Origin of the sequence: Desulfuromonas sp. AOP6 (assembly GCF_009731355.2) — a bacterium.
Classification (GTDB): domain Bacteria; phylum Desulfobacterota; class Desulfuromonadia; order Desulfuromonadales; family SZUA-540; genus SZUA-540.
In genome coordinates this window covers 1,449,155-1,468,549 of the sequence record NZ_AP022810.1, presented here as the reverse complement: position 1 = coordinate 1,468,549, position 19,395 = coordinate 1,449,155, and the positions used below count along the sequence as shown (strand labels likewise).

General features: G+C 52.1%; 22 protein-coding genes. 2 read left to right on the top strand and 20 right to left on the bottom strand.

All coding sequences use genetic code 11. The features are described 5' to 3' along the window. Positions 1-29: 29 nt before the first annotated feature. The 6 genes from AOP6_RS06880 to rpsB all read right to left on the bottom strand — a co-directional run bounded on the left by AOP6_RS06880 (position 30) and on the right by rpsB (position 4,752). Positions 30-1,202, bottom strand: a complete 1,173-nt coding sequence (locus tag AOP6_RS06880; RefSeq protein WP_155875983.1) for a response regulator — start codon at positions 1,200-1,202, stop codon at positions 30-32. A 209-nt stretch (positions 1,203-1,411) separates the two neighbouring features. Next, entirely contained in the window at positions 1,412-1,576 is a 165-nt protein-coding gene (locus AOP6_RS06875; RefSeq protein ID WP_155875980.1) for a 4Fe-4S binding protein, read from the bottom strand. 33 nt (positions 1,577-1,609) lie between these two features. Continuing rightward, positions 1,610-2,167, bottom strand: coding sequence for a ribosome recycling factor (gene frr, locus AOP6_RS06870; RefSeq protein WP_155875978.1), 558 nt, complete (start codon positions 2,165-2,167; stop codon positions 1,610-1,612). A 5-nt stretch (positions 2,168-2,172) separates the two neighbouring features. Continuing rightward, entirely contained in the window at positions 2,173-2,898 is a 726-nt protein-coding gene (gene pyrH, locus AOP6_RS06865) for a UMP kinase (RefSeq protein WP_155875976.1), read from the bottom strand. 11 nt (positions 2,899-2,909) lie between these two features. After that, a complete protein-coding gene (gene tsf, locus AOP6_RS06860) occupies positions 2,910-3,827 on the bottom strand; it encodes a translation elongation factor Ts (protein WP_155875975.1) in 918 nt (305 codons plus the stop codon). Positions 3,828-3,966: 139 nt separating this feature from the next. Then, positions 3,967-4,752, bottom strand: a complete 786-nt coding sequence (gene rpsB / locus AOP6_RS06855; RefSeq protein WP_155875974.1) for a 30S ribosomal protein S2 — start codon at positions 4,750-4,752, stop codon at positions 3,967-3,969. 205 nt (positions 4,753-4,957) lie between these two features. Between rpsB and lptF the strand changes: the two genes are divergently transcribed. Together lptF and lptG are read left to right on the top strand one after the other, a co-directional pair. Further along, positions 4,958-6,139, top strand: coding sequence for an LPS export ABC transporter permease LptF (gene lptF, locus AOP6_RS06850; protein WP_213194807.1), 1,182 nt, complete (start codon positions 4,958-4,960; stop codon positions 6,137-6,139). A 4-nt stretch (positions 6,140-6,143) separates the two neighbouring features. Further along, a complete protein-coding gene (lptG, locus tag AOP6_RS06845; RefSeq protein ID WP_155875971.1) occupies positions 6,144-7,229 on the top strand; it encodes an LPS export ABC transporter permease LptG in 1,086 nt (361 codons plus the stop codon). 86 nt (positions 7,230-7,315) lie between these two features. On the opposite strand, the gene ahcY is transcribed toward lptG, so the two are convergent. From ahcY to AOP6_RS06775, 14 genes are all read right to left on the bottom strand, one after another. Continuing rightward, positions 7,316-8,608, bottom strand: coding sequence for an adenosylhomocysteinase (gene ahcY / locus AOP6_RS06840; RefSeq protein ID WP_155875969.1), 1,293 nt, complete (start codon positions 8,606-8,608; stop codon positions 7,316-7,318). A 13-nt stretch (positions 8,609-8,621) separates the two neighbouring features. Then, positions 8,622-9,563 carry a metalloregulator ArsR/SmtB family transcription factor gene (locus AOP6_RS06835; RefSeq protein ID WP_155875967.1) on the bottom strand — a complete coding sequence of 314 codons (942 nt, stop codon included), beginning with the start codon at positions 9,561-9,563 and terminating at the stop codon, positions 8,622-8,624. A 122-nt stretch (positions 9,564-9,685) separates the two neighbouring features. Further along, the gene (locus AOP6_RS06830) at positions 9,686-10,096 is read right to left on the bottom strand and encodes a PaaI family thioesterase (RefSeq protein ID WP_155875966.1); all 411 of its coding nucleotides are present in this window, start codon (positions 10,094-10,096) and stop codon (positions 9,686-9,688) included. A 2-nt stretch (positions 10,097-10,098) separates the two neighbouring features. Then, a complete protein-coding gene (locus tag AOP6_RS06825) occupies positions 10,099-11,229 on the bottom strand; it encodes a TIGR04283 family arsenosugar biosynthesis glycosyltransferase (RefSeq protein WP_213194806.1) in 1,131 nt (376 codons plus the stop codon). Between the two features lie 68 nt (positions 11,230-11,297). Continuing rightward, positions 11,298-12,467 (bottom strand): methionine adenosyltransferase, encoded by a 1,170-nt coding sequence (metK, locus tag AOP6_RS06820; protein ID WP_155875962.1) that lies wholly within the window; start codon positions 12,465-12,467, stop codon positions 11,298-11,300. 94 nt (positions 12,468-12,561) lie between these two features. Next, entirely contained in the window at positions 12,562-14,310 is a 1,749-nt protein-coding gene (ptsP, locus tag AOP6_RS06815; protein WP_225897371.1) for a phosphoenolpyruvate--protein phosphotransferase, read from the bottom strand. 16 nt (positions 14,311-14,326) lie between these two features. Next, a complete protein-coding gene (locus AOP6_RS06810; protein WP_155875958.1) occupies positions 14,327-14,593 on the bottom strand; it encodes an HPr family phosphocarrier protein in 267 nt (88 codons plus the stop codon). 10 nt (positions 14,594-14,603) lie between these two features. Further along, a complete protein-coding gene (locus AOP6_RS06805) occupies positions 14,604-15,356 on the bottom strand; it encodes a PTS system mannose/fructose/sorbose family transporter subunit IID (RefSeq protein WP_213194805.1) in 753 nt (250 codons plus the stop codon). A gap of 12 nt (positions 15,357-15,368) precedes the next feature. Then, positions 15,369-16,061: a PTS sugar transporter subunit IIC gene (locus AOP6_RS06800; protein ID WP_155875954.1), complete on the bottom strand. Its 693-nt coding sequence runs from the start codon at positions 16,059-16,061 to the stop codon at positions 15,369-15,371. 1 nt (position 16,062) lies between these two features. Beyond that, a complete protein-coding gene (locus AOP6_RS06795) occupies positions 16,063-16,551 on the bottom strand; it encodes a PTS sugar transporter subunit IIB (protein ID WP_213194804.1) in 489 nt (162 codons plus the stop codon). 28 nt (positions 16,552-16,579) lie between these two features. Continuing rightward, positions 16,580-16,978: a PTS sugar transporter subunit IIA gene (locus AOP6_RS06790; protein WP_155875950.1), complete on the bottom strand. Its 399-nt coding sequence runs from the start codon at positions 16,976-16,978 to the stop codon at positions 16,580-16,582. Positions 16,979-16,981: 3 nt separating this feature from the next. Next, positions 16,982-17,839, bottom strand: a complete 858-nt coding sequence (gene rapZ, locus AOP6_RS06785; RefSeq protein ID WP_155875948.1) for an RNase adapter RapZ — start codon at positions 17,837-17,839, stop codon at positions 16,982-16,984. A 6-nt stretch (positions 17,840-17,845) separates the two neighbouring features. Further along, the gene (hprK, locus tag AOP6_RS06780) at positions 17,846-18,820 is read right to left on the bottom strand and encodes an HPr(Ser) kinase/phosphatase (protein ID WP_155875946.1); all 975 of its coding nucleotides are present in this window, start codon (positions 18,818-18,820) and stop codon (positions 17,846-17,848) included. Positions 18,821-18,892: 72 nt separating this feature from the next. After that, positions 18,893-19,354, bottom strand: a complete 462-nt coding sequence (locus AOP6_RS06775; protein ID WP_155875944.1) for a PTS sugar transporter subunit IIA — start codon at positions 19,352-19,354, stop codon at positions 18,893-18,895. Positions 19,355-19,395: the final 41 nt, after the last annotated feature.

Genomic DNA, 19,395 nt, shown 5'->3' with positions numbered 1-19,395 from the left:
ACATAAAAAAGCAGCGCAGGTAGACGTTATCAGACTGAGGTTTGAGCAAGAGGCAACTGAATTTTAAAAACACTGCCCTGGCCTTCTTTCGTGTCAACGGAGATATGACCATTGTATGTCTTAACAATACGCAGAACAACGGAGAGGCCAAAACCCGTGCCTTTCTTTTTTGTAGTGAAGAAGGGATCAAAAATCATATTGATGTGTTCGGGTGAAATACCACCACCGGTATCCGACACGATAATGTAAAGATGCGTGTCATCGTGATTCAGGGAAATACTTAAAGTTCCTCCCTGCGGCATTTCATAAATAGCATTGGCAAAAAGATTGTTGAAGACCTGCTCGAGCTCTGCAGAATCGGCCTGAATGGGAGGAGATGGCTGCAGGTCCTGCCGTACTTCGATGTCCTGGCTGATCAACTGCTCCTGAAAACTGTAAAGACACCTTTGGATTATGTCAGCTACAGACAGGTTCTGCAGTTCGAACCGCGGACGTTTGCTGGCAGCAAGCAATTTGATCAGGATATCGTCAATGCGATCCACTTCTTTGAGGATTTTATCGATATAGGAGGCTTTTTCGGCATCTTCCGCCAGCACCGGCCTGAGAATCTGAGCAAAGAGGCTGATAGAATTGAGAGGGTTTCGAATTTCATGAGCCATGCCGGCCGACAGATGACCCAAGGTTGCCAGCTTTTCCGCCTGCACGATTTCAGCGTGGGCCTTTTCGAGTTCGCGTGACTTTTGCGCGACACGCCCTTCAAGCTCAAGATTCCATTCCTCGATTTCCCTCAGCAGACGTTCCCGCTCAAGGCGCAGTTCCTTGTTTAAAAGTTCGACTCGCCTGATTTTGAGAACATTCTCAATTCGTTCAATCAGATCCTGATTATTAAAAGGCTTGAGAACGTAATCGGAAGCCCCGGCCTTCATGAGCTCGACGGCAATTTCTTCACTGCCTTTGCCGGTGAACATAATGACATAAGTATCAGGAAAATTTTTACGGATCCTCTTGAGTACAGTCATACCGTCCATGGCCGGCATCATATAATCAAGAAGGACCACGCTGGGGCTGTGCTCTTCGACCAGGCGTAACCCTTCTTCGCCACCACCCGCCGTGAGCACATCAAAACCCTTACTTTTGAGGATCATGGACGTGAGTTCAAGAATGATTTTCTCATCATCGACGACCAGTACTTGATCGGGCATGATTCCTCGCTCCTGCATCAATAATTCATGAAATGAGCGGTAGGATACCGTCAGTATGAGGATTTGACAAGGGAAATCCCGATTGAAACGGGCGAGCCGGGGGAGTGGAAGAAACGATTAGTACCAAAGAAAGGGGGCGAGGAAAGAGACGTCCAAACAAAAAAACTAAAGGGGCGCTACAAGAGCGCCCCCCTTACCTACGGCTATTGCTAAGCCACAATCGCGTTTACCGGGCAGGAGTCGACGCATGCCTGACACTCGGTACAGTCATCGGAGATAGCATACGTATCACCGGATTCCACAATGGCACCGAGGGGGCAGGTATCGACACAGGTGCCGCAAGCAATACAATCTTCAGTGATTTTAAGAGCCATGGTCATTCTCCTTTGGATAAATATTGCTGGAGATCAGATCTCCATAATTTCTGTTTCTTTATGGGCGACAGTGTCATCGATTTTTTTTATATGGGCGTCGGTGAGATCCTGGACTTCCTTTTCCGCCCGTTTGAGATCGTCCTCAGAAATTTCTTTATCTTTTTCAAGCTTTTTAAGCATTTCATTGGCATCACGACGCGCGTTGCGAACGGCAACTTTGGCGTCCTCCCCCATGCGCCGGACCTGTTTGACCATATCTTTGCGCCGTTCTTCAGTCAGAGGGGGAATGGCAATACGCACCAGCTGCCCATCGGATGAAGGGTTCAGGCCGAGGTCTGACTTATAGATCGCTTTTTCAATTTCAGGAATCAGCTGCTTTTCCCAGGGTTGAATCGTGATCAGCCTAGGCTCGGGCACCGTAAGCGTTCCCACCTGGTTAAGGGGTGTCGGTGTGCCATAGTAGTTGACCCGAACCTCGTCAAGAAGAGAGACGTTGGCACGGCCGGTACGGACACGGGAAAACTCTCTTTTCAGGTTATCAAGAGCCTTGTCCATGTTCTGCCGAGCGTTGTCAAGCACATCTTTATACATGGTTTTCACTCTCCTTTGACGACGGTACCAATTTCCTCCCCGAGCACAACTTTTTTGATGTTGCCACGCTCGGTAAGGTTAAATACCACAATAGGAAGTTTATTGTCCATACACAGGGATGTCGCGGTGGCATCCATAACCTGAAGTCCTTTCTGAAGAACCTCCAGATAGGTCAGCTTGTCAAACTTGACGGCTGATTTATCTTTGGCTGGATCCGCATTGTAGACACCATCCACCTTGGTAGCCTTAAGAATAACTTCGGCATTGATCTCCATGGCACGCAGGCTGGCAGCAGTATCCGTGGTAAAATAGGGATTGCCGGTGCCAGCGCCGAAGATGACAACTCGACCTTTCTCAAGATGTCGAACAGCACGACGACGGATGTAAGGTTCAGCGACTTCCTGCATTTCAATGGCCGACTGAACCCGAGTGACAACACCTGTTTTCTCCAGCGCATCCTGCAGCGCCAGACTGTTCATCACCGTGGCAATCATACCCATATAGTCGGCGCTGGCTCTATCCATCCCTCGGGAAGCCGCAGCCACACCCCGGAAAATATTGCCGCCACCGATCACCAAAGCGACTTGAATTTTGAGATCGACAAGCTCTTTGATTTCGCCGGCGATGCAGGAGATCACATCGGGATCAATGCCGTAGCCCTGATCTCCAGCCAGGGCTTCCCCGCTGAGCTTAAGCAGTATCCGCCGGTATATCGGTTTTTCTGAAGCCATGAAATCTCCGTTTAGTTGCCGCTCAGAGCCGCAACTTCCGCGGCAAAATCGTCCTGTTTCTTTTCAAGCCCTTCGCCGAGTTGATAACGAACAAACCGCGTCAGTTGGACATCACCGCCAATTTCCTTGCCGAGATTAGCAAGAACCTTGTTGATCGGCAGATCGGGATCGATAACAAAAGCCTGCTCGACAAGGCAGACCTCACCGAAAAACTTGTTGATCTGGCCCTCGATGATCTTATCAACGATTTTTTCGGGCTTGCCGCTGTTGAGCGCTTTAACACGCATGATTTCCTTTTCACTTTCAACCACTTCGGCAGGGACGGCATCCCGGTTCAGATACTGGGGATTGGCGGCGGCTACGTGCATGGCCAATTGACGCGCAACATCGGCTACCTTGGCATCGCTCTTTTTATCGGTGGTCAGCTCAATCAATACACCTATTTTCCCTACCCCGTGGATATAGGTAGCTTCAACGGCAGAAGGCGCCTCGAAGCGGGCAAAACGCCGTACACCAATATTTTCACCGATGGTAGCAACCTGATGGTTCTGTTCTTCCAGTACGGTACGGCCAGTACCAGGATAGTCGAGATTCATCAGGGCTTCAATATCCGTGGGCGCCTTTTCTACAACAAGGCTGGCGACACCGGCGCAGAACTTTTGGAAAGCTTCGTTTTTGGCGACGAAGTCCGTTTCGGCGTTGACTTCAACCAGCACACCGACCGAATCATTGCCATCCGCCACGATCATTCCTTCAGCCGCGGCGCGGCCAGCTTTCTTGGCAGCCGCAGACAGACCTTTCTTGCGCAGGATGCTGACAGCTTCTTCCATGTCGCCATTGGCTTCGGTCAGTGCTTTTTTGCAATCCATCATCCCCGCGCCAGTCTTGGCGCGAAGTTCGGAAACCATTGATGCAGTGATATTTGCCACAGAAGTCCTCCTCTGTTTATATGTTTTGGGACTATTTCCAGACCTACATCAAGCAGGACACCGGAAAGCAGACCCCTTATTTCGGAGAAAAGGCGACCGGTTATCCGGTCGCCTGAGATAAATGACTCGTTTTGAAAGATCAGGCTTCCGCCGGAGCGGCCTGGCCGGAGACCTCTTCTTTAGCAGCGGCCTCTTCCGGAGCCTCGTCGGCACCTTCCTGCTTGGTACGGATGGCGGCTTCTCTGGCCTGGCTTCCCTCCATGCAGGCATCGGCGATACGGGCCGTGAAGAGGCGGATGGCGCGAATCGCGTCGTCATTGCCCGGGATGAGATAATCGATATCGTCAGGATCGCAGTTGGTGTCAACGACAGCGACGACAGCGATACCCAGTTTGCGGGCTTCTTTAACAGCGATGGTTTCTTTCTTGGGGTCAATCACGAAAATGGCGCCGGGCATTTTGTGCATGTTTTTGATGCCGCCGAGGCTCTTCTCAAGCTTGGATTTTTCACGCTCGAGCTGCAGAACTTCTTTTTTAGGAAGAAGATCGTAAGTGCCGTCCGTGCTCATGACTTCAATCTTCTTCAGGCGGTCGATGCTCCCCTTGATGGTGGAAAAGTTCGTGAGCATACCTCCGAGCCAACGGTCATTGACAAAATACTGCTCGGCTCGCAGGCTTTCTTCCTTGATGGCGTCCTGTGCCTGCTTTTTGGTGCCGACAAAAAGTACCTTATCGCCACGCTCTACGGTCTCCTTGATGAAGTTGTAGGCATTTTTGAAGTGGCGAACCGTTTTCTGCAGGTCAATGATATAGATACCATTGCGCGCCCCAAAGATATAGGGCTTCATTTTGGGGTTCCAACGACGGGTCTGGTGGCCGAAATGAACACCGGCTTCCAGCAGTTGCTTCATGCTGATCTGCGACATGTTTTTCTCCTTGTTTCGGTTGATTGCCTCCGCCCTCTTCTTTTCCTCCGGATCCCCCTGACCCATCAGGAGGCACCATCCGGCCGGATCCAAGGACGTGCGTTTTAGGATAACGCGTGTCTATACCATGCTCACCCCAGGAATTCAAGGAAAATTTCAGGATTACAGTTTACAAGGCGCGGATAACCTTATATTATCTGCAGCCATGCCAGCCTCTAGAATTCATCGATACATTGCACGGGAAATAGCGACGCCAGCCCTGCTGGGACTTAGCGTCTTCACCCTGATGATCCTCATGGGCAGGATTATCCGACTGGTGGAGATGGTGCTCAACAAAGGGGTACCAGCCAAGGAGATATTTCTCCTTTTCGCTTTTCTGCTTCCCGCTTTTCTGGTCATCACCATCCCCCTTTCCTTTCTGTTGGGTGTGCTCCTCGGCTTCGGACGCCTATCTTCCGAAAGCGAAACCATAGCCCTCAAGGCTTCCGGCATCAGCCTGTACGGCATGCTCAAACCTGTCTTCCTGTTGGCCGCGCTGGCTTCTTTACTGACCGGAACTCTCACTCTTTACGGTGAACCGGCCGGCAATGCGGCTTTTCGCAGTAAAGTATTTGAAATCGCCGCCAGCAAAGCCACGGTGGGTATAGCCCCAAAAGTTTTCAATGATGATTTCGATGGACTGGTTCTGTATACCAACGAATTCGATGAGCAATCCGGCGTGATGAAGGGCGTTTTTATTTCAGATCAGCGCACGGATGAAGAAGGCTCGACGATCTTTGCGGAACGAGGGCGTATTTTTTCAGATCCCGGAAACTACACCCTGACCCTTCGACTCGAAGACGGAAATATCCACCGCAGACCCAAATCATCCCAGGGAAACAGCTACCAGACCATAGGATTTTCCACCTATGACATCAGTCTGAGTATGGGAAAAGAAATGGAAGCCGGGCAGACTGTCAAGAAAAAGGACAAGGACTTCAGCTTTTCCGAATTAAGCACAGCTATCAGGGAAGCAAAAAACGAAGAAGAACTCCTCCGTTATCGTGTTCAGTGGCACAAACGCCTGGTCCTGCCCCTGGCGCCGCTCCTCTTTGCCCTGATCGGCATTCCGCTCGGCATCCAGTCACATCGCTCCGGAAAAGGGGGGGGCTTTGCCATTGGCCTGATTGTTTTTCTGGTCTATTACATCCTTTTTTCCTTCACCAAAACGTTGGCAACCGAAGGGATTTTTCCTGTAATTCCGACGATGTGGGCCCCAACCATTCTTTTCTTTGCCGGCGGACTGCACCTTCTGCATCTGGCGGCCATGGAGAGACGTTTCATCCTTCTTGATCTTCTCCTTGAAGGCATGGATCGGTTCCGCCGTCTAATCCAACGCAGGAGGTAGACCCGTGACTCTACTCAACCGCTACATCCTGTCCATCTATATCCGGATTTTTTTTCTCGCCAGCGCTACCTTCGTCGGAATCTACCTGCTGGTCGATTTTTTCGAAAAAGTGGACAACTTCATTGAGCACGGAGCGTCCGCATCCCAGTATCTGCTTTATTTTGCAAACAAAATCCCGCTGATCGTCAGTCAGGTCACCCCCCTTGCCGTCCTTATGGCCGTCTTCATGACCCTCGGCGGCCTGACCCGCACCAATGAATTAACCGCCATAAAATCCTGCGGCCTAAGCCTGATTAAAACAACCTGGCCCCTGTTGTTGGCCTCCCTGCTGACAGCGCTGGCTATCCTGGCGATGAATGAATTCGTCCTCCCCCTAAGTGTCAAGACCGCCAACACGATTTATGAGGAACAGGTCAGGGGAAAGACCTCCATTACCTTTAAGCGCGATCGGCTATGGTTTCGCGAAGGGTCCGATATTGTCAATATCAGCCTTGTTGAACCGGAAAGCAAAACGATAACCGGAATGACCGTTTATCACATTGACGACCATTTTCGGCTAACCCGACGCACGGATGCAGTTTCAGGCCATTATACGGATGATCGGGGCTGGGTCTTCCGCCAGGTCACGCACCGGGAGTTCACACCCCTATCCGGAGAGATGCTTGGCGAGAAGAAGTTGGCTCAGGAAATCCTGCCCCTATCGAAGACGCCTGACGATTTCAAAGAAAACCAACCGGATCTGGAAGCCCTCAACTTCCGTCAACTTTCTGCCCTGGTTAAAAAAATGGAAAGCGAGGGGCATAGCCCGGTCCGCTACAAGGTGGATATGCATTCACGTCTCGCCACACCCTTTGCCAACGTCATCATGGCCGTGCTTGGCATCCCTTTCGCCCTGCAGAGAGGAAGACAGACCAATGTCGCCACGGGTGTCGCCCTGAGCATTGTCATCGGCTTCGCCTACTATGTCATCATGGCGGCCATGCAGGCTTTCGGCTATTCCGGGGTGGCGCCCCCCGCCGTGGCAGCCTGGTCCGCCCATGTGCTTTTTGCCCTGATCGGAGGGTGGATGCTCCTGTCGACACGCAGCTGAGCCTTGTCGCCACGACAACCTGCTATAAACAGCAAGAGCCCTGTTAATGACAGGGCTCTTGCTGTTTTATCTGCTGGGCTTTTGAATCAATACCTATAGAATTCAGGCTTAAAAGGACCCTCAACAGGCACTCCGAGATATTCAGCCTGAGCTCGGGTGAGAGTCGTCAATTCGACGCCGAGACGATCGAGATGGAGGCGGGCCACCTTTTCATCGAGAACTTTAGGCAGCATATAAACCTTATTCTCGTATTTGTCGGGGTTGGTCCACAATTCCACCTGCGCCATGACCTGATTGGTAAAGGACGCCGACATAACAAAGGAAGGATGACCGGTAGCGCAGCCAAGATTGACCAGACGACCTTCGGCCAGCACGATCAAACGCTTTCCATCGGGAAAGACGACATGATCCACCTGCGGTTTGATATTGATCCACTCCAGGTCGCGGATCGAAGCGATATCGATCTCCAGGTCGAAATGACCAATATTGCAGACGATAGCCTGATCCCTCATCGCCTCCATGTGCTTGCGGGTGATAACGTCCCGACAGCCGGTCGTGGTCACGAACATATCTCCAAGAGGAGCCGCCGTCTCCATGGTGACAACCTGATACCCTTCCATGACGGCCTGCAGAGAGATAATAGGATCTATCTCGGTAATAAGCACCCTGGCCCCAAGTCCCCGCATGGCCTGGGCACACCCCTTGCCGACATCGCCATAACCGGCAATGACAACCACCTTGCCCGCCACCATGACATCCGTGGCCCTCTTGATGCCGTCGGCCAGCGACTCCCGGCAGCCATAGAGGTTGTCAAACTTGCTTTTGGTCACCGAATCGTTGACGTTGAAAGCGGGACACTTCAGGGTACCGTTTTTTTCCATCTGATAGAGACGGTGAACTCCGGTAGTCGTCTCTTCAGAAAGGCCTTTGACCTGGGCCATGAGCTCAGGGTATTTTTCGTGCATCACCTGGGTGAGGTCGCCGCCGTCATCCAGCAGCATGTTCGGCCGCCAGCCGTCGGGCCCCTCGATAGTCTGTTCGACACACCACCAGTATTCCTCTTCCGTCTCCCCTTTCCAGGCATATACCGGGATCCCGGCCTGAGCAATGGCCGCCGCGGCATGATCCTGGGTTGAAAAGATATTGCAGGAACTCCAGCGCACTTCGGCGCCCAGGTCAATAAGGGTTTCGATCAGAACGGCCGTCTGGATGGTCATGTGAAGGCAACCGGCAATGCGCGCGCCCTTGAGAGGCTTGTTGGCACCGAATTCCTGGCGAAGCGCCATCAGTCCGGGCATTTCCGTTTCGGCAATCTCAATCTCCTGTCTCCCCCACCGGGCTAGAGACATATCTTTGACCTTAAAATCCTTGTCTGTCATGAAAGACTCCTTTTCACTTGGTTATCTGCTCTGTACACCTTTTGATCGCTTCTAAAATAAAGACACCCTGCCTGTCGGCCGTACCATGAATTGTCCGATAGTCTGCCAGGAATAAACCAGCTTCGTCCAGCCAGCTTTCCAGATCGCCGCGCTCAAAACCCAGCCAGAGATCAGCCAGGCTCTCGCGGGCCCATTCATACTGGTGGGGAAGCAGGTCCGCGATTACCACCTTGCCTTCATCCTTGAGGATCCGGGCAAATTCCTTGAAGGCCTTTCCGGGGTTGGCCGCGTGATGAAGAACCATGTTAACCAGGACCAGGTCAGCACTAGCGGAAAGAACAGGAAGATGAGACATCTCGCCAAGGCGAAGCTCAATGTGACAAGGGCCATCAAGACTGATGCGCTGACGCGCTTGCGCCAACATGGCCGGCGATTGATCCACACCAACAACTGTCTGCGCCAAGAACACCAGAGAAGGGAGCAGATTGCCGGTACCGACGCCTACCTCCACCAGGTTTTGGCAAGGAAGAATCCGGTCAAAAAGCTGCTCAGCGTAAGGGGTGGTGGGGAGAAGACGATGTGAAAGTCCATCCCATTCACTGGCATGATGATTGAAGAAATCCTGGCTTTTGCGACGACGTTTTTCATAAATCGCCGCCATGGCCCCGAGATCTTCACGAGGAAAGGCTTCCATGGCCAGAGTGGCATCGAGGACCGGCCAAATCTCGACAAATAGGGGATTTTCCTTGCAGGCACGATAGTAGGACCAGGTGCCTTGCCGCCGAACACTCAGGATTTTTTCATCCAACAGGAGTTTGAGGTGGCGCGATACCCGCGATTGCCCCATGTCCAGAATCTCGGTCAACTCCTGAACGGTAAATTCTCCGCGGAAAAGAATGGCAACCAGCCTCAGACGCGTTGAATCGGCGAGAGATTTTAAGAGAGAAAGTGTCAAATCAAAATTTCCGGCTTAAATAGATCAGGATTTCTTGATTTAACACAAGGATAGGGTCAGGTCAAGGGATATGTGGAGCAAAAAGGGCGCGAATCGAGAAGTTTCCAAACGACGAACTCTCTTTAAACCGCCGAAGGGTTCAGCACAATCAGCGTTGCCATGCCCTGAGCGACAAGTTTTTCCTCGCTGTGCACCACAACCCGGAGGCTGACAGTGCGACGACCCAAGTGAACAATTTCGGATTTGGCTATGAGAGTCTCCCCAGGATGGACAGCCCGCAGATAATTCACATTCAAATTGGACGTAGTGACAGCAAGACCGGCAGGAAGGAGGGGAGCAGGGAAAAAACATACCGTGTCGACCAGGGTGGCGATCAGGCCACCATGCGCGCCACCGTAATAATTCAGGTGCCTCTCATCGATTGTGGCCCTCATAACGGCATGCCGCTCTCCAATTTCCACAGCGACAATTCCCAGTGTTTTTAGAAGCGGAATCTCATGAATGGAGTCGATCGTGGCTTTGGGAACGGTCATGATTATCCTCCCTTGATCGGGTGCGGGTTCTTGTTGGAAAAACGGTTTTTCGTTATCGCCAGCCCGAGAAAAGCCAGGTAAAAGCAGATCGCGGTCAGCAACGTCGCTATCCCGTTCCCTAAAGCATGGTCTGTCGTCGCATCCCACAGTCGGTCAAACCGTTTCAGAAAAGCGGTGTGCACCCTTTCGGGCGGCAGGCCTCTTTTAAAAGCCCGGTTAACATCGACCCAAAAGGCCAACTGCCAGCCCTGGGAACGGACATACTTGCCGGTGCGATACCACAATTGCAGCTGACGCCGGCCGGGTTGCTGTGCCAGAAGATGATGCGCCAGCTTGAAAAAGGAGTATAGCTTGAGGGGGCCGCTTTGGTCCTGGGTGCGATAAATGTCGGCCGCCTTTGCAAAAAAGGCGTCGAATCCGATACAGGAAAAATTGACGATGATGGCATTGAGACATTGCCGGGCAGCCAAACCTTCGGTTTCAAAGCGCCTGGCCGAGGTCTGAATCTCTGCCGGAAAGAGCAACCACTGGCCCTTCGTCAAAATGCGATCAGCCAGTTTCGTATCTTCAAGCAGGGGAAGATTCTCATCAAAGCGTCCCATCTCTGCAAAGAAGTCGACAGCCATCATGAAGCCTTGATCCCCGTGGATACACTGATAGCGATCCTGCCTTGCCTTGGCTTCATAAAAGTAGTAGCCCCGGTGCGGCTTGCCGTGCTGTCGCCAGAAACGTAATGAGAAACGTCCGGCAACGCGGCGATGTCCGCAGCGCGCCCAAACCATCGACAGGGATTCCAGGCTGTCAGCAAGAGCCAAAGGGTGGGGAAAGCGGGAGTCCGCGTGGAGAAAAAACAGGACCGGAGCTGAGGCATGGCGGGCACCGGCATTAAGCTGCTGCGCCCTCCCCTTATCCGCCCTGATGACCCGGCAATCAAAATGAACGGTGGCGGCGATTTGCTGGCACTGCATGAAAGTGTCATCGGTCGATCCCCCATCAACCAGAACCACCTCAAACCTTATACCTGACTGGTTTTTAAGACTTGAAAATAGCTCGAGAAGATTCGCCGCCTCGTTATAGACAGGCACGATGACGGACAGTTGAGGATTAGGGCCAGCTTGAGGGGAATGGTCCAAGACATCCTCCTGAAAAGTAAAAAGGCGAACCGGAAGGTTCGCCTTTTTACTTTTCAAGTTCTAGTGTTTCAGATGCCGGCGCGCTTGCGCAGGGAATCGATTCTGTCGGTTTTCTCCCAGCTAAACTCGGGAAGCTCCCTGCCAAAGTGCCCATAAGCTGCTGTTTTGCGATAAATCGGACGCAAAAGATCAAGAGTCTTGATAATACCGGCCGGACGCATGTCGAATTCTTCCTGAACAATCCGGGCAATGTCGTTGGAAGGGATCGTACCTGTACCAAAGGTGTTGATCATGACCGAAACAGGGTCGGCAACACCGATAGCATAGGCGAGCTGGACTTCGCATTTACTGGCAAGACCGGCAGCGACAATATTTTTAGCGACATAACGGGCCATGTAGGAGGCGCTGCGATCGACCTTGCTGGGATCCTTGCCGGAAAAGGCTCCACCACCATGAGAACCTTGGCCACCGTAGGTATCGACGATAATTTTTCGTCCGGTGAGACCACAGTCGCCCATGGGTCCACCGACGACAAAACGTCCGGTGGGGTTGATGAAATACTTGGTATTTTCATCGAGTAGCTCAGCAGGGATAATCGGCTTGACGACTTCATCCATGATGAATTCCCTGAGAGTGTCATAACTTACATCAGGGGTATGCTGGGAAGAAATAACGACTGAATCGACCCTTATGGGCTTGTCGTTGATGTACTGGATGGAAACCTGCGACTTGCTGTCAGGGCGAAGAAAGGAAACCAGCCCGCCCTTGCGTACATCAGCCAACCGCTTGGTCAGACGATGGGCAAACATGATGGGCATCGGCATGAGTTCAGCTGTTTCGTTGCAGGCATAGCCGAACATGAGACCCTGGTCCCCGGCCCCTTGATCCTTGAACAGCCCCTCCCCCTCCGTAACACCCTGGGAAATGTCGGGAGACTGCCGGTCAATAGAAGTCAGGACGGCACAGGTTTCGTAATCGAACCCCATGGAAGAATCGTCGTACCCGATTTCCTTGATGGTATTGCGAACAATCTGAGGCATATCCACGTAGGCGCTCGTGGTAATCTCGCCGGCAATCATGGCCATGCCTGTGGTCACCAGGGTTTCACAGGCCACGCGGGCCTTGGTGTCCTGGCTGAGAATAGCGTCAAGAATGGCATCCGAAATCTGGTCGGCAACTTTGTCAGGATGGCCTTCGCCTACCGACTCGGACGTAAAAAGAAAATCAGTCATTGGCATGGGTTCTAGTCTCCCTTGTCAGGTGGTGAACAATGAATGCTCGAAACGCGAAACTCTAACCAAAATGTCCTTTACTGTCAAGACCGTTGCCAGCTCAGAAGGATTTTTGCTCAAAAAGATCAGGGAATCGTTTCGTCATGGCCTCTTCAAGATATTGCTTCACCTCGCTGGCTGTTGAGAGCTTCATCATCTCATGGAGGAGGTTTTCCGCTTCGTCTCGCCGTACCTGCCGAAGAATTCTTTTGACCCTGGGAATGCCGGGGGCGTTCATCGATAATTCGGTGAAGCCAAACCCCAGAAGCACGAGGGCATACATAGACTCACCAGCCATTTCCCCGCACATCCCCACCTCGATGCCGGCAGATTGAGCCGCTGAGCAGATCATGCCTATGGCCGCCAGCACAGCCGGGTGCAGAGGCTCGTAAAGATAGGCCACATGCTCGTTGCTACGATCCACGGCCAGACAATATTGAATCAGATCGTTGGTTCCGATAGAAAAAAAATCGACCTCCCGGGCCAGCAGATGAGCAATGAGAGCCGCAGAAGGCGTCTCGATCATGATCCCTACGGGAATATTTTCATCGAAGGGAAGTCCCTCCGCGACGAGTTCGGCTCTGGCTTCTTCCAGGCATGATTTGCACGTCCTTATTTCAGCCACACCGGAAATCATAGGGAACATGATGCGAATCTTTCCGGAAGCGGAAGTTCTTAGAATGGCACGCAATTGTGTTTTAAAAAGACGTCTTTCCTTGAGGGAGAACCTTATCGCCCGAAGCCCCATGGCGGGATTGGCCTCATCCGACAGGTTGATCTCGGGAACGAACTTGTCGCCGCCGACATCCAGTGTACGAATCGTCACGACATGGGGCTTCATCTGCTCGACAATATCGCGATACGCTTCGACCTGTTCCTCTTCTGAAGGGGGAACCAGTCGATTCATGTATAGAAATTCAGAACGGTAGAGACCTATTCCTTCAGCCCCCTGCTGCAGGGCTAGGGGAACCTCTTCAGAAATTTCGACGTTGCCACGCAAGGCCACCCGATGACCGTCGAGGGTGATCGCCGGCAAATCCCTATAGCTGAGAAGTTCACGCTCCCGATACTCGAAAATCTGCTTTTTCCGTAGATATTCCTTAAAGATATCTTCGGTCGGGTGCAGGACCATGAGGCCGGCGGTTCCGTCAATAATGACAGGGGTACCACCAGGGACAAAAGAGGTAACGTTTTCAAGACCAACGACCGCGGGAATGCCCATGGAGCGGGCTAGAATGGCGGTATGGGAGGTTCTCCCGCCGACGTCGGTCACGAATCCCACAATCTTGCTTTTGTCCATCTGCATGGTATCGGCGGGTGAAAGATCGTGGGCTACGACGATGACCTTGCGATCAATATCCTTGAGCGATTGCTGGTGTTCGCCAAGAAGGTTCCGCAGGAGCCGCTCCCCGACAAAATCCATGTCGGAGCGTCGCTCCCGGAGGTACTCGTCTTCAATCGTTTCAAAGACCTTGCGGAACTTATCAAGCGTCCTTTTCAGGGCTCCTTCCGCATTGATCCTTTCTTCACGGATCAGCTTCCTGGTTTCATCAAGAAGCATCTGATCCTCAAGGATCATCAGATGGGTATCGATGATATAGATATGCTCGGACAGGTTCCTGTCCGTAACGCTTTGCTTGACCTCTTCAAGTTGCCTTTTGGAAAGATTGACCGCATCCATAAAGGCCGCTATCTGCTGATCGACGGCCCCCTCATCAATAGCTCGCTCCACGGCGGACATACGCGCCCGGTTGACCATATAGGTCTCCCCGATAGCGATGCCGGGTGAAGCACCGATTCCAATGAGCATGGTATCCTGCAAAAGATCAGTCTTCTCCAAAGCCGTCATCAATCAACTTTCCAATAGCCGCCATCGCCTCAGCTTCGTCCACGCCATCAGCGGACACATGAATGATCGATCCTTGCGGTGCGGCCAACATAAGCAGCCCCATGATACTTTTTCCGTTAACTTCCAGATCGTCTTTCCTGACGGTTATTTCACTTTTGAATTGGTTGGCGGTCTGCACAAGTTGAGCCGCCGCACGGGCATGCAAGCCGAGCCTGTTAATAATTCTGAATTCTTTACCGTCCATCGCCTCTCCTCTAGCTACCAAACCATGTCATCACAAGCAGCAGAAAAACAACAAACATAACCATAAACAAAACCGATACCCGGCGGTGAATCATCCAGGCAATGCCGCCGATGGCTGCCAAGATTCCAAAACCCCATAAAGGGAAAATTTTTTCATTTTCCATGAGCTGAAAAGACAAAAAAGCGGTCAGTCCACCAAGCAGAACAACGGTCGCCTCCTTGATTCGAAGCGCCAGGTCAGGCAGACTTCGCCTTTGAAGAACCTCGACGACCTGCAGACCACTGCGGTAGCCATGGAAAAACCCGCCGACCCTCATCCATAAGTGGGGGACGTTGAAAAGGAGTAGAAAAACCACGGGCGCCCACAAGGAACCCTTGACTGCGAAAAACAGGGACACGCCGGCGGAGAGCGGACGAAGAGCACCCCAAAAAAGGGCATCACCCATGGCGGCATAAGGCGCCATGGTCATTTCCTTGAATTCAGTGACACCAAGCACGGAGTTTTTTCCGGTGGCTCCAGACTCTTCCAGGGCGAGGGCTGCGCCGAGCACAGGAGAAGCCATATAAGGGTGGGTATTGAAATAAGAAAGATGACGTTGAAATGCCATGGAGAGTTCCTGCCCCTGATAGAGAAAACGCAAGCCGGGCGCCATAACGTAAAGAGCACCCAAGCTTTGGAGCCGCTCAAAGTTCCAGCTGGCCTGGAGCAGGAACAGGCGCGGTAGAATCTGCGCGATAATTATGGCAGGCAACTTGCGATTCATCTCATTCATCCGTTAAAGGAGCCAAAGAGTCAGGAATACTGTAGCGAAAGATGCGGTAAACAACGTAGCTCTTCGCGTCACATTGATGGTACCCATAATGGCCCCCGCCCCGATACAGGGAAAGGCGACAATCCACCAGGCGATTGATTTATCAATCAGGGGGAAGACTGACGGGCCGCCCCAGGTCACAAGGAACGATCCCGAAATAAAGAGAACAACAAAGGTGGCAAGGGCAGCCAAGGCAAAGTTTCCCAACCCACAGAGATGCAATCGTTCGATCTGGTCCACCCTTCCCTCTGCCACGGCTTCTTCCGCTCGAGTTAAAAGTCGGCCGTTACCATAGCGTGCCGCCCTGTCGAAAAGCTGCCCGACCTTACCGAGGGGCAGCGTGACGATTGTTGCCAGTACGGCGAAGGCAGGCCCCTCATATCCTTGCAGAGGCCCCAATATAGCTGTCAGGGCGGTTGCCGCCACCGCCACCTGGGTATCGTCCGGCGGGATGGCCGCCCCCACGGGAAGTCGGCCCAGCCAAAGCAGCTCAACCAGGACCCCCACAAGCAAACCCGCCCCGGCATCGCCAAGCAAAACGCCAGTCAGGGGCGCGGCCACGATGGGACGAGAAAGCATGAACTGCCACATGGCCGTCCTGTCTATTCCGGCAAAGATCGCGACAAATCCAGCAAGAAAAATCTTATCGATAGGCATATTATTTTATGGGCGCCTTGATCAGTTTTTCCCATCTTTGTTTTTTGTCCGACGGAAAGCACTGGGAAACGATACCAATCCCCTCTCTCTCCAGAGAGCGAAGATTCTCAATATCTTCATCACTAAGGGCCAGCGTACAGGTGACCCGAATCTTGCCAGTGCCGGCGTGCATATTGCCAAGATTGAGTTCCGTGAACGGCATCCCCAGCTCATGAGCATGACGACTGTCCGAAGAGTTGGCAAAGAGAATCATTACCCGCTTGCCTGCCAGATCGTCCGAAGCCAGCAACCGAACGGCTTCCTCTACGGGTTCGATTTCAACCCGAATATTTTTGGGTACGGCCGCTTTCATCAACATCTTCTGAAAAGGCTGCTCGGGAAGCGAATCGCTGGCAACGACGATACAATCAGCCCGCGTAGCGGGAACCCAGGATTCGAGAACCTGACCGTGAATCAGACGGTTATCAATGCGAGCCAATACTATGCTCATAGAACGGGATACTCCGAGAAATCGCACCTCAGGAAAGCATGTCGCTGGCCAGATAGATACTCTGCTGGCCATAGGCCCTGAGCATGGCGCCCAATTCGTGAAAAGAAACGGATTCCTGGCTGTTGAGAAGTTTGATGATCATGGGCAGATTGACGCCAGTCAGAACGTCGACTTTTTCCCTTTCAAGAAAGGAGATGGCAATATTGGCCGGCGTTCCACCAAACATATCCGTCATAATCAAAACGCCGTCGCCATCGCATCCCACCGTCTCAATGGCTTCGTCAATGCGTTCCCGAATCGTCTCGACACTGTCTTCCTGCCAAATGCAAACAGCCCTGACGTTTTTGACAGGTCCGATGATCATTTCCGCCGCCCGAATAAATTCTTCGGCCAGATTGGAATGGGTGGCAATAACCAGACCGACCATGATCTATCCTTTCGCGATGTCCCGATGAACAATTTCGAGTGAAATTCCCTCCACATCAAAAACGGGTCGAAGCGCTTCAACCAGTGTTACACTGCGATGCCGTCCTCCCGTACAACCGATGGAAAGAGTCAGATAGCTTTTACCTTCAGAACGATATTGCGGCAGCAGAAAATCGAGAAGCCCCTTAAAACGCTGGAGAAACTCCTGGCAGGTGGGTTGATTCAGGACGAATTCCTGCACAGCAGCATCCTTGCCGGTAAAAGGCCGAAGTTCTCTGACAAAGTATGGATTGGGAAGAAAACGGACATCAATCACCAGATCAGAACCTGGTGGAAGACCATAGCGAAAGCCGAAAGATTGAAGGCAGACGGCCAAAGGAGAACTGCCTTCATGACCGCGAACCGCATTAATAACCTTGTCGCGCAACTGATGGGGGCTAAACTGGGTCGTATTTATGAGGGTCGTACTTAATTTTCGCAGAGGTTCCAAGAGCATTCTTTCACGCAGAATACCATCCTGAACACCGCCGTTGAGAGACATGGGATGCCGACGCCGGGTTTCCGAGTACCGTCGGACGAGCATCTCATCCGTTGCATCAAAAAAAAGAATTTCGACTTCATGTCCCTGCGCTGCCATTGAGGCCAGAACTCTCTCGCAACCATGCAGGAAACTTCGGCTGCGCACATCCATGACCACGGCAATACCCTGAGTGTCAGCCCTCTCCTCCTGGGTCACCTCAAGAAATTTGGGAAGCATCACCGGAGGAAGATTATCGACAACAAAAAAACCATCGTCCTCAAGGGCGCGGGCGGCTGTGCTTTTTCCAGATCCGGACATTCCCGTGATAATGATCAGACGCATGCAGAACTACTCCAGGTTATCCCCGATGATGGTATGGGCATGAAGGCGGGCCATTTCAGCCATGCGCTTTTCCAGGCGATCCTGAAATTCAATGGCGCTGTGGTATCCCATTTCCTTGAGGATCTGGTTGCGAGCTGCCACCTCGACAATGGAGGTCATATTGCGTCCCGGCCTGACAGGGATTTCGAGGAGGGGAACTTCGACACCCAGAAGGCTGTACGTTTGTTCTTCAAGTCCGAGTCGATCATATTCTCGACCTTCTTCCCACTCAACCAGTTCCACGGCGAGGTCTATTTTTTTGCGTTCACGGATTGCCGCCACGCCGAAGAGGTGTTTGATATTGATGATACCGAGACCCCGAATTTCCATATGATAGTGCAGAAGGTCGCTCCCTTCACCGAAAAGAACGGAAGGCAGCTTCAGCCGAACCTTGACGACGTCGTCGGCAACAAGTCGATGACCTCTCAAGACCAGATCAAGAGCACATTCACTTTTCCCCATGCCGCTTTTGCCTAGGATAAGGACGCCAACACCGGCAACCTCAACAAGGACGCCGTGAACGGTGGTTGAAGGCAACAGGCGTTCTTCCAAAAACTTTGTAATAAGGGAAATAAATGTAGAGCTTTGATGGTGGGTTCGCAACAGGGGTGTGCCCTGGCTTTCCACCTCCCGGATAAGCATCTCAGGGGCATCCTGCCCTTTTGTAATGATAAAGCAGGAGTTGTCCAGAGCGATCAGACGGCGCAAATTAGCGGCTGCCGTGTCAGGAGGGAGATGGGCAAGATAGCTGAGCTCGGTAGAACCAAGAACCTGGATACGATCTGGATGGAGGTTGGTGATATACCCGGCCAGGGCCAGTCCGGGCTTCTGGATACGGGGCACAGTAACCAGGTTATTCAGTCCTTTTTCACCGGCCAACAGCTCCAGGTCAAGGCCTGCCTCTTTTTCACTCAACAATTCCTGAATGCTCAGACCTGGCATGGCATCTTCCCTGTAAGAAAAAAACCGAAGGAGAAACTACCGGATAATCAGATGGAACCCTGAGGGTATTCTTTACAGTTTTTCTTCCTCTTCGATAATGATGGAATAGATGTCGCTTGCCGTGTCGGCCTGAAGAAGCCGCTGCCGAACATCTTTATTTTTCAACAACTTGGAAATGCGGGCGAGGGTTTTTAGATGAATCCCTACCGATTCCTCAGGCGCAATCAAGAGAAAGAAGAGGTGGGCAGGCCTACCATCCATAGAATCAAAATCGACACCATCATGACTTCGTCCGAAACAAATCAGAAGGTTGCCGATGTTTTTAAGTTTTCCGTGTGGAATGGCGACCCCATCACCGATCCCGGTGCTTCCAAGTTTTTCCCGCTCTTGAAGCACCCGAATCACTTCGTCTCGATCGAGGCTCTTGTCCGTATTGACGATGGTATCCGTCAACTCAGCAAGAACATCGTTCTTGCTCTTGGCCTTCAAGTTGTCCGCTATAGCAGAAGCGTTTAAGAAATCGGCAATCTTCATGTTTCTTCAAGCAGCCTTTCAGGGTTCGCTCAAATCAATGG

What these genes read in the sequence shown, in the direction of transcription:
- AOP6_RS06880 (WP_155875983.1), bottom strand. Translation starts at nt 1,202, where the DNA reads ATGCCCGATCAAGTACTGGTCGTCGATGATGAGAAAATCATTCTTGAA.
- AOP6_RS06875 (WP_155875980.1), bottom strand. Translation starts at nt 1,576, where the DNA reads ATGGCTCTTAAAATCACTGAAGATTGTATTGCTTGCGGCACCTGTGTC.
- frr (WP_155875978.1), bottom strand. Translation starts at nt 2,167, where the DNA reads ATGTATAAAGATGTGCTTGACAACGCTCGGCAGAACATGGACAAGGCT.
- pyrH (WP_155875976.1), bottom strand. Translation starts at nt 2,898, where the DNA reads ATGGCTTCAGAAAAACCGATATACCGGCGGATACTGCTTAAGCTCAGC.
- rpsB (WP_155875974.1), bottom strand. Translation starts at nt 4,752, where the DNA reads ATGTCGCAGATCAGCATGAAGCAACTGCTGGAAGCCGGTGTTCATTTC.
- lptF (WP_213194807.1), top strand. Translation starts at nt 4,958, where the DNA reads ATGCCAGCCTCTAGAATTCATCGATACATTGCACGGGAAATAGCGACG.
- ahcY (WP_155875969.1), bottom strand. Translation starts at nt 8,608, where the DNA reads ATGACAGACAAGGATTTTAAGGTCAAAGATATGTCTCTAGCCCGGTGG.
- AOP6_RS06830 (WP_155875966.1), bottom strand. Translation starts at nt 10,096, where the DNA reads ATGACCGTTCCCAAAGCCACGATCGACTCCATTCATGAGATTCCGCTT.
- metK (WP_155875962.1), bottom strand. Translation starts at nt 12,467, where the DNA reads ATGCCAATGACTGATTTTCTTTTTACGTCCGAGTCGGTAGGCGAAGGC.
- ptsP (WP_225897371.1), bottom strand. Translation starts at nt 14,310, where the DNA reads ATGCTCATTGGAATCGGTGCTTCACCCGGCATCGCTATCGGGGAGACC.
- AOP6_RS06810 (WP_155875958.1), bottom strand. Translation starts at nt 14,593, where the DNA reads ATGGACGGTAAAGAATTCAGAATTATTAACAGGCTCGGCTTGCATGCC.
- AOP6_RS06805 (WP_213194805.1), bottom strand. Translation starts at nt 15,356, where the DNA reads ATGAATCGCAAGTTGCCTGCCATAATTATCGCGCAGATTCTACCGCGC.
- AOP6_RS06800 (WP_155875954.1), bottom strand. Translation starts at nt 16,061, where the DNA reads ATGCCTATCGATAAGATTTTTCTTGCTGGATTTGTCGCGATCTTTGCC.
- AOP6_RS06795 (WP_213194804.1), bottom strand. Translation starts at nt 16,551, where the DNA reads ATGAGCATAGTATTGGCTCGCATTGATAACCGTCTGATTCACGGTCAG.
- AOP6_RS06790 (WP_155875950.1), bottom strand. Translation starts at nt 16,978, where the DNA reads ATGGTCGGTCTGGTTATTGCCACCCATTCCAATCTGGCCGAAGAATTT.
- rapZ (WP_155875948.1), bottom strand. Translation starts at nt 17,839, where the DNA reads ATGCGTCTGATCATTATCACGGGAATGTCCGGATCTGGAAAAAGCACA.
- hprK (WP_155875946.1), bottom strand. Translation starts at nt 18,820, where the DNA reads ATGCCAGGTCTGAGCATTCAGGAATTGTTGAGTGAAAAAGAGGCAGGC.
- AOP6_RS06775 (WP_155875944.1), bottom strand. Translation starts at nt 19,354, where the DNA reads ATGAAGATTGCCGATTTCTTAAACGCTTCTGCTATAGCGGACAACTTG.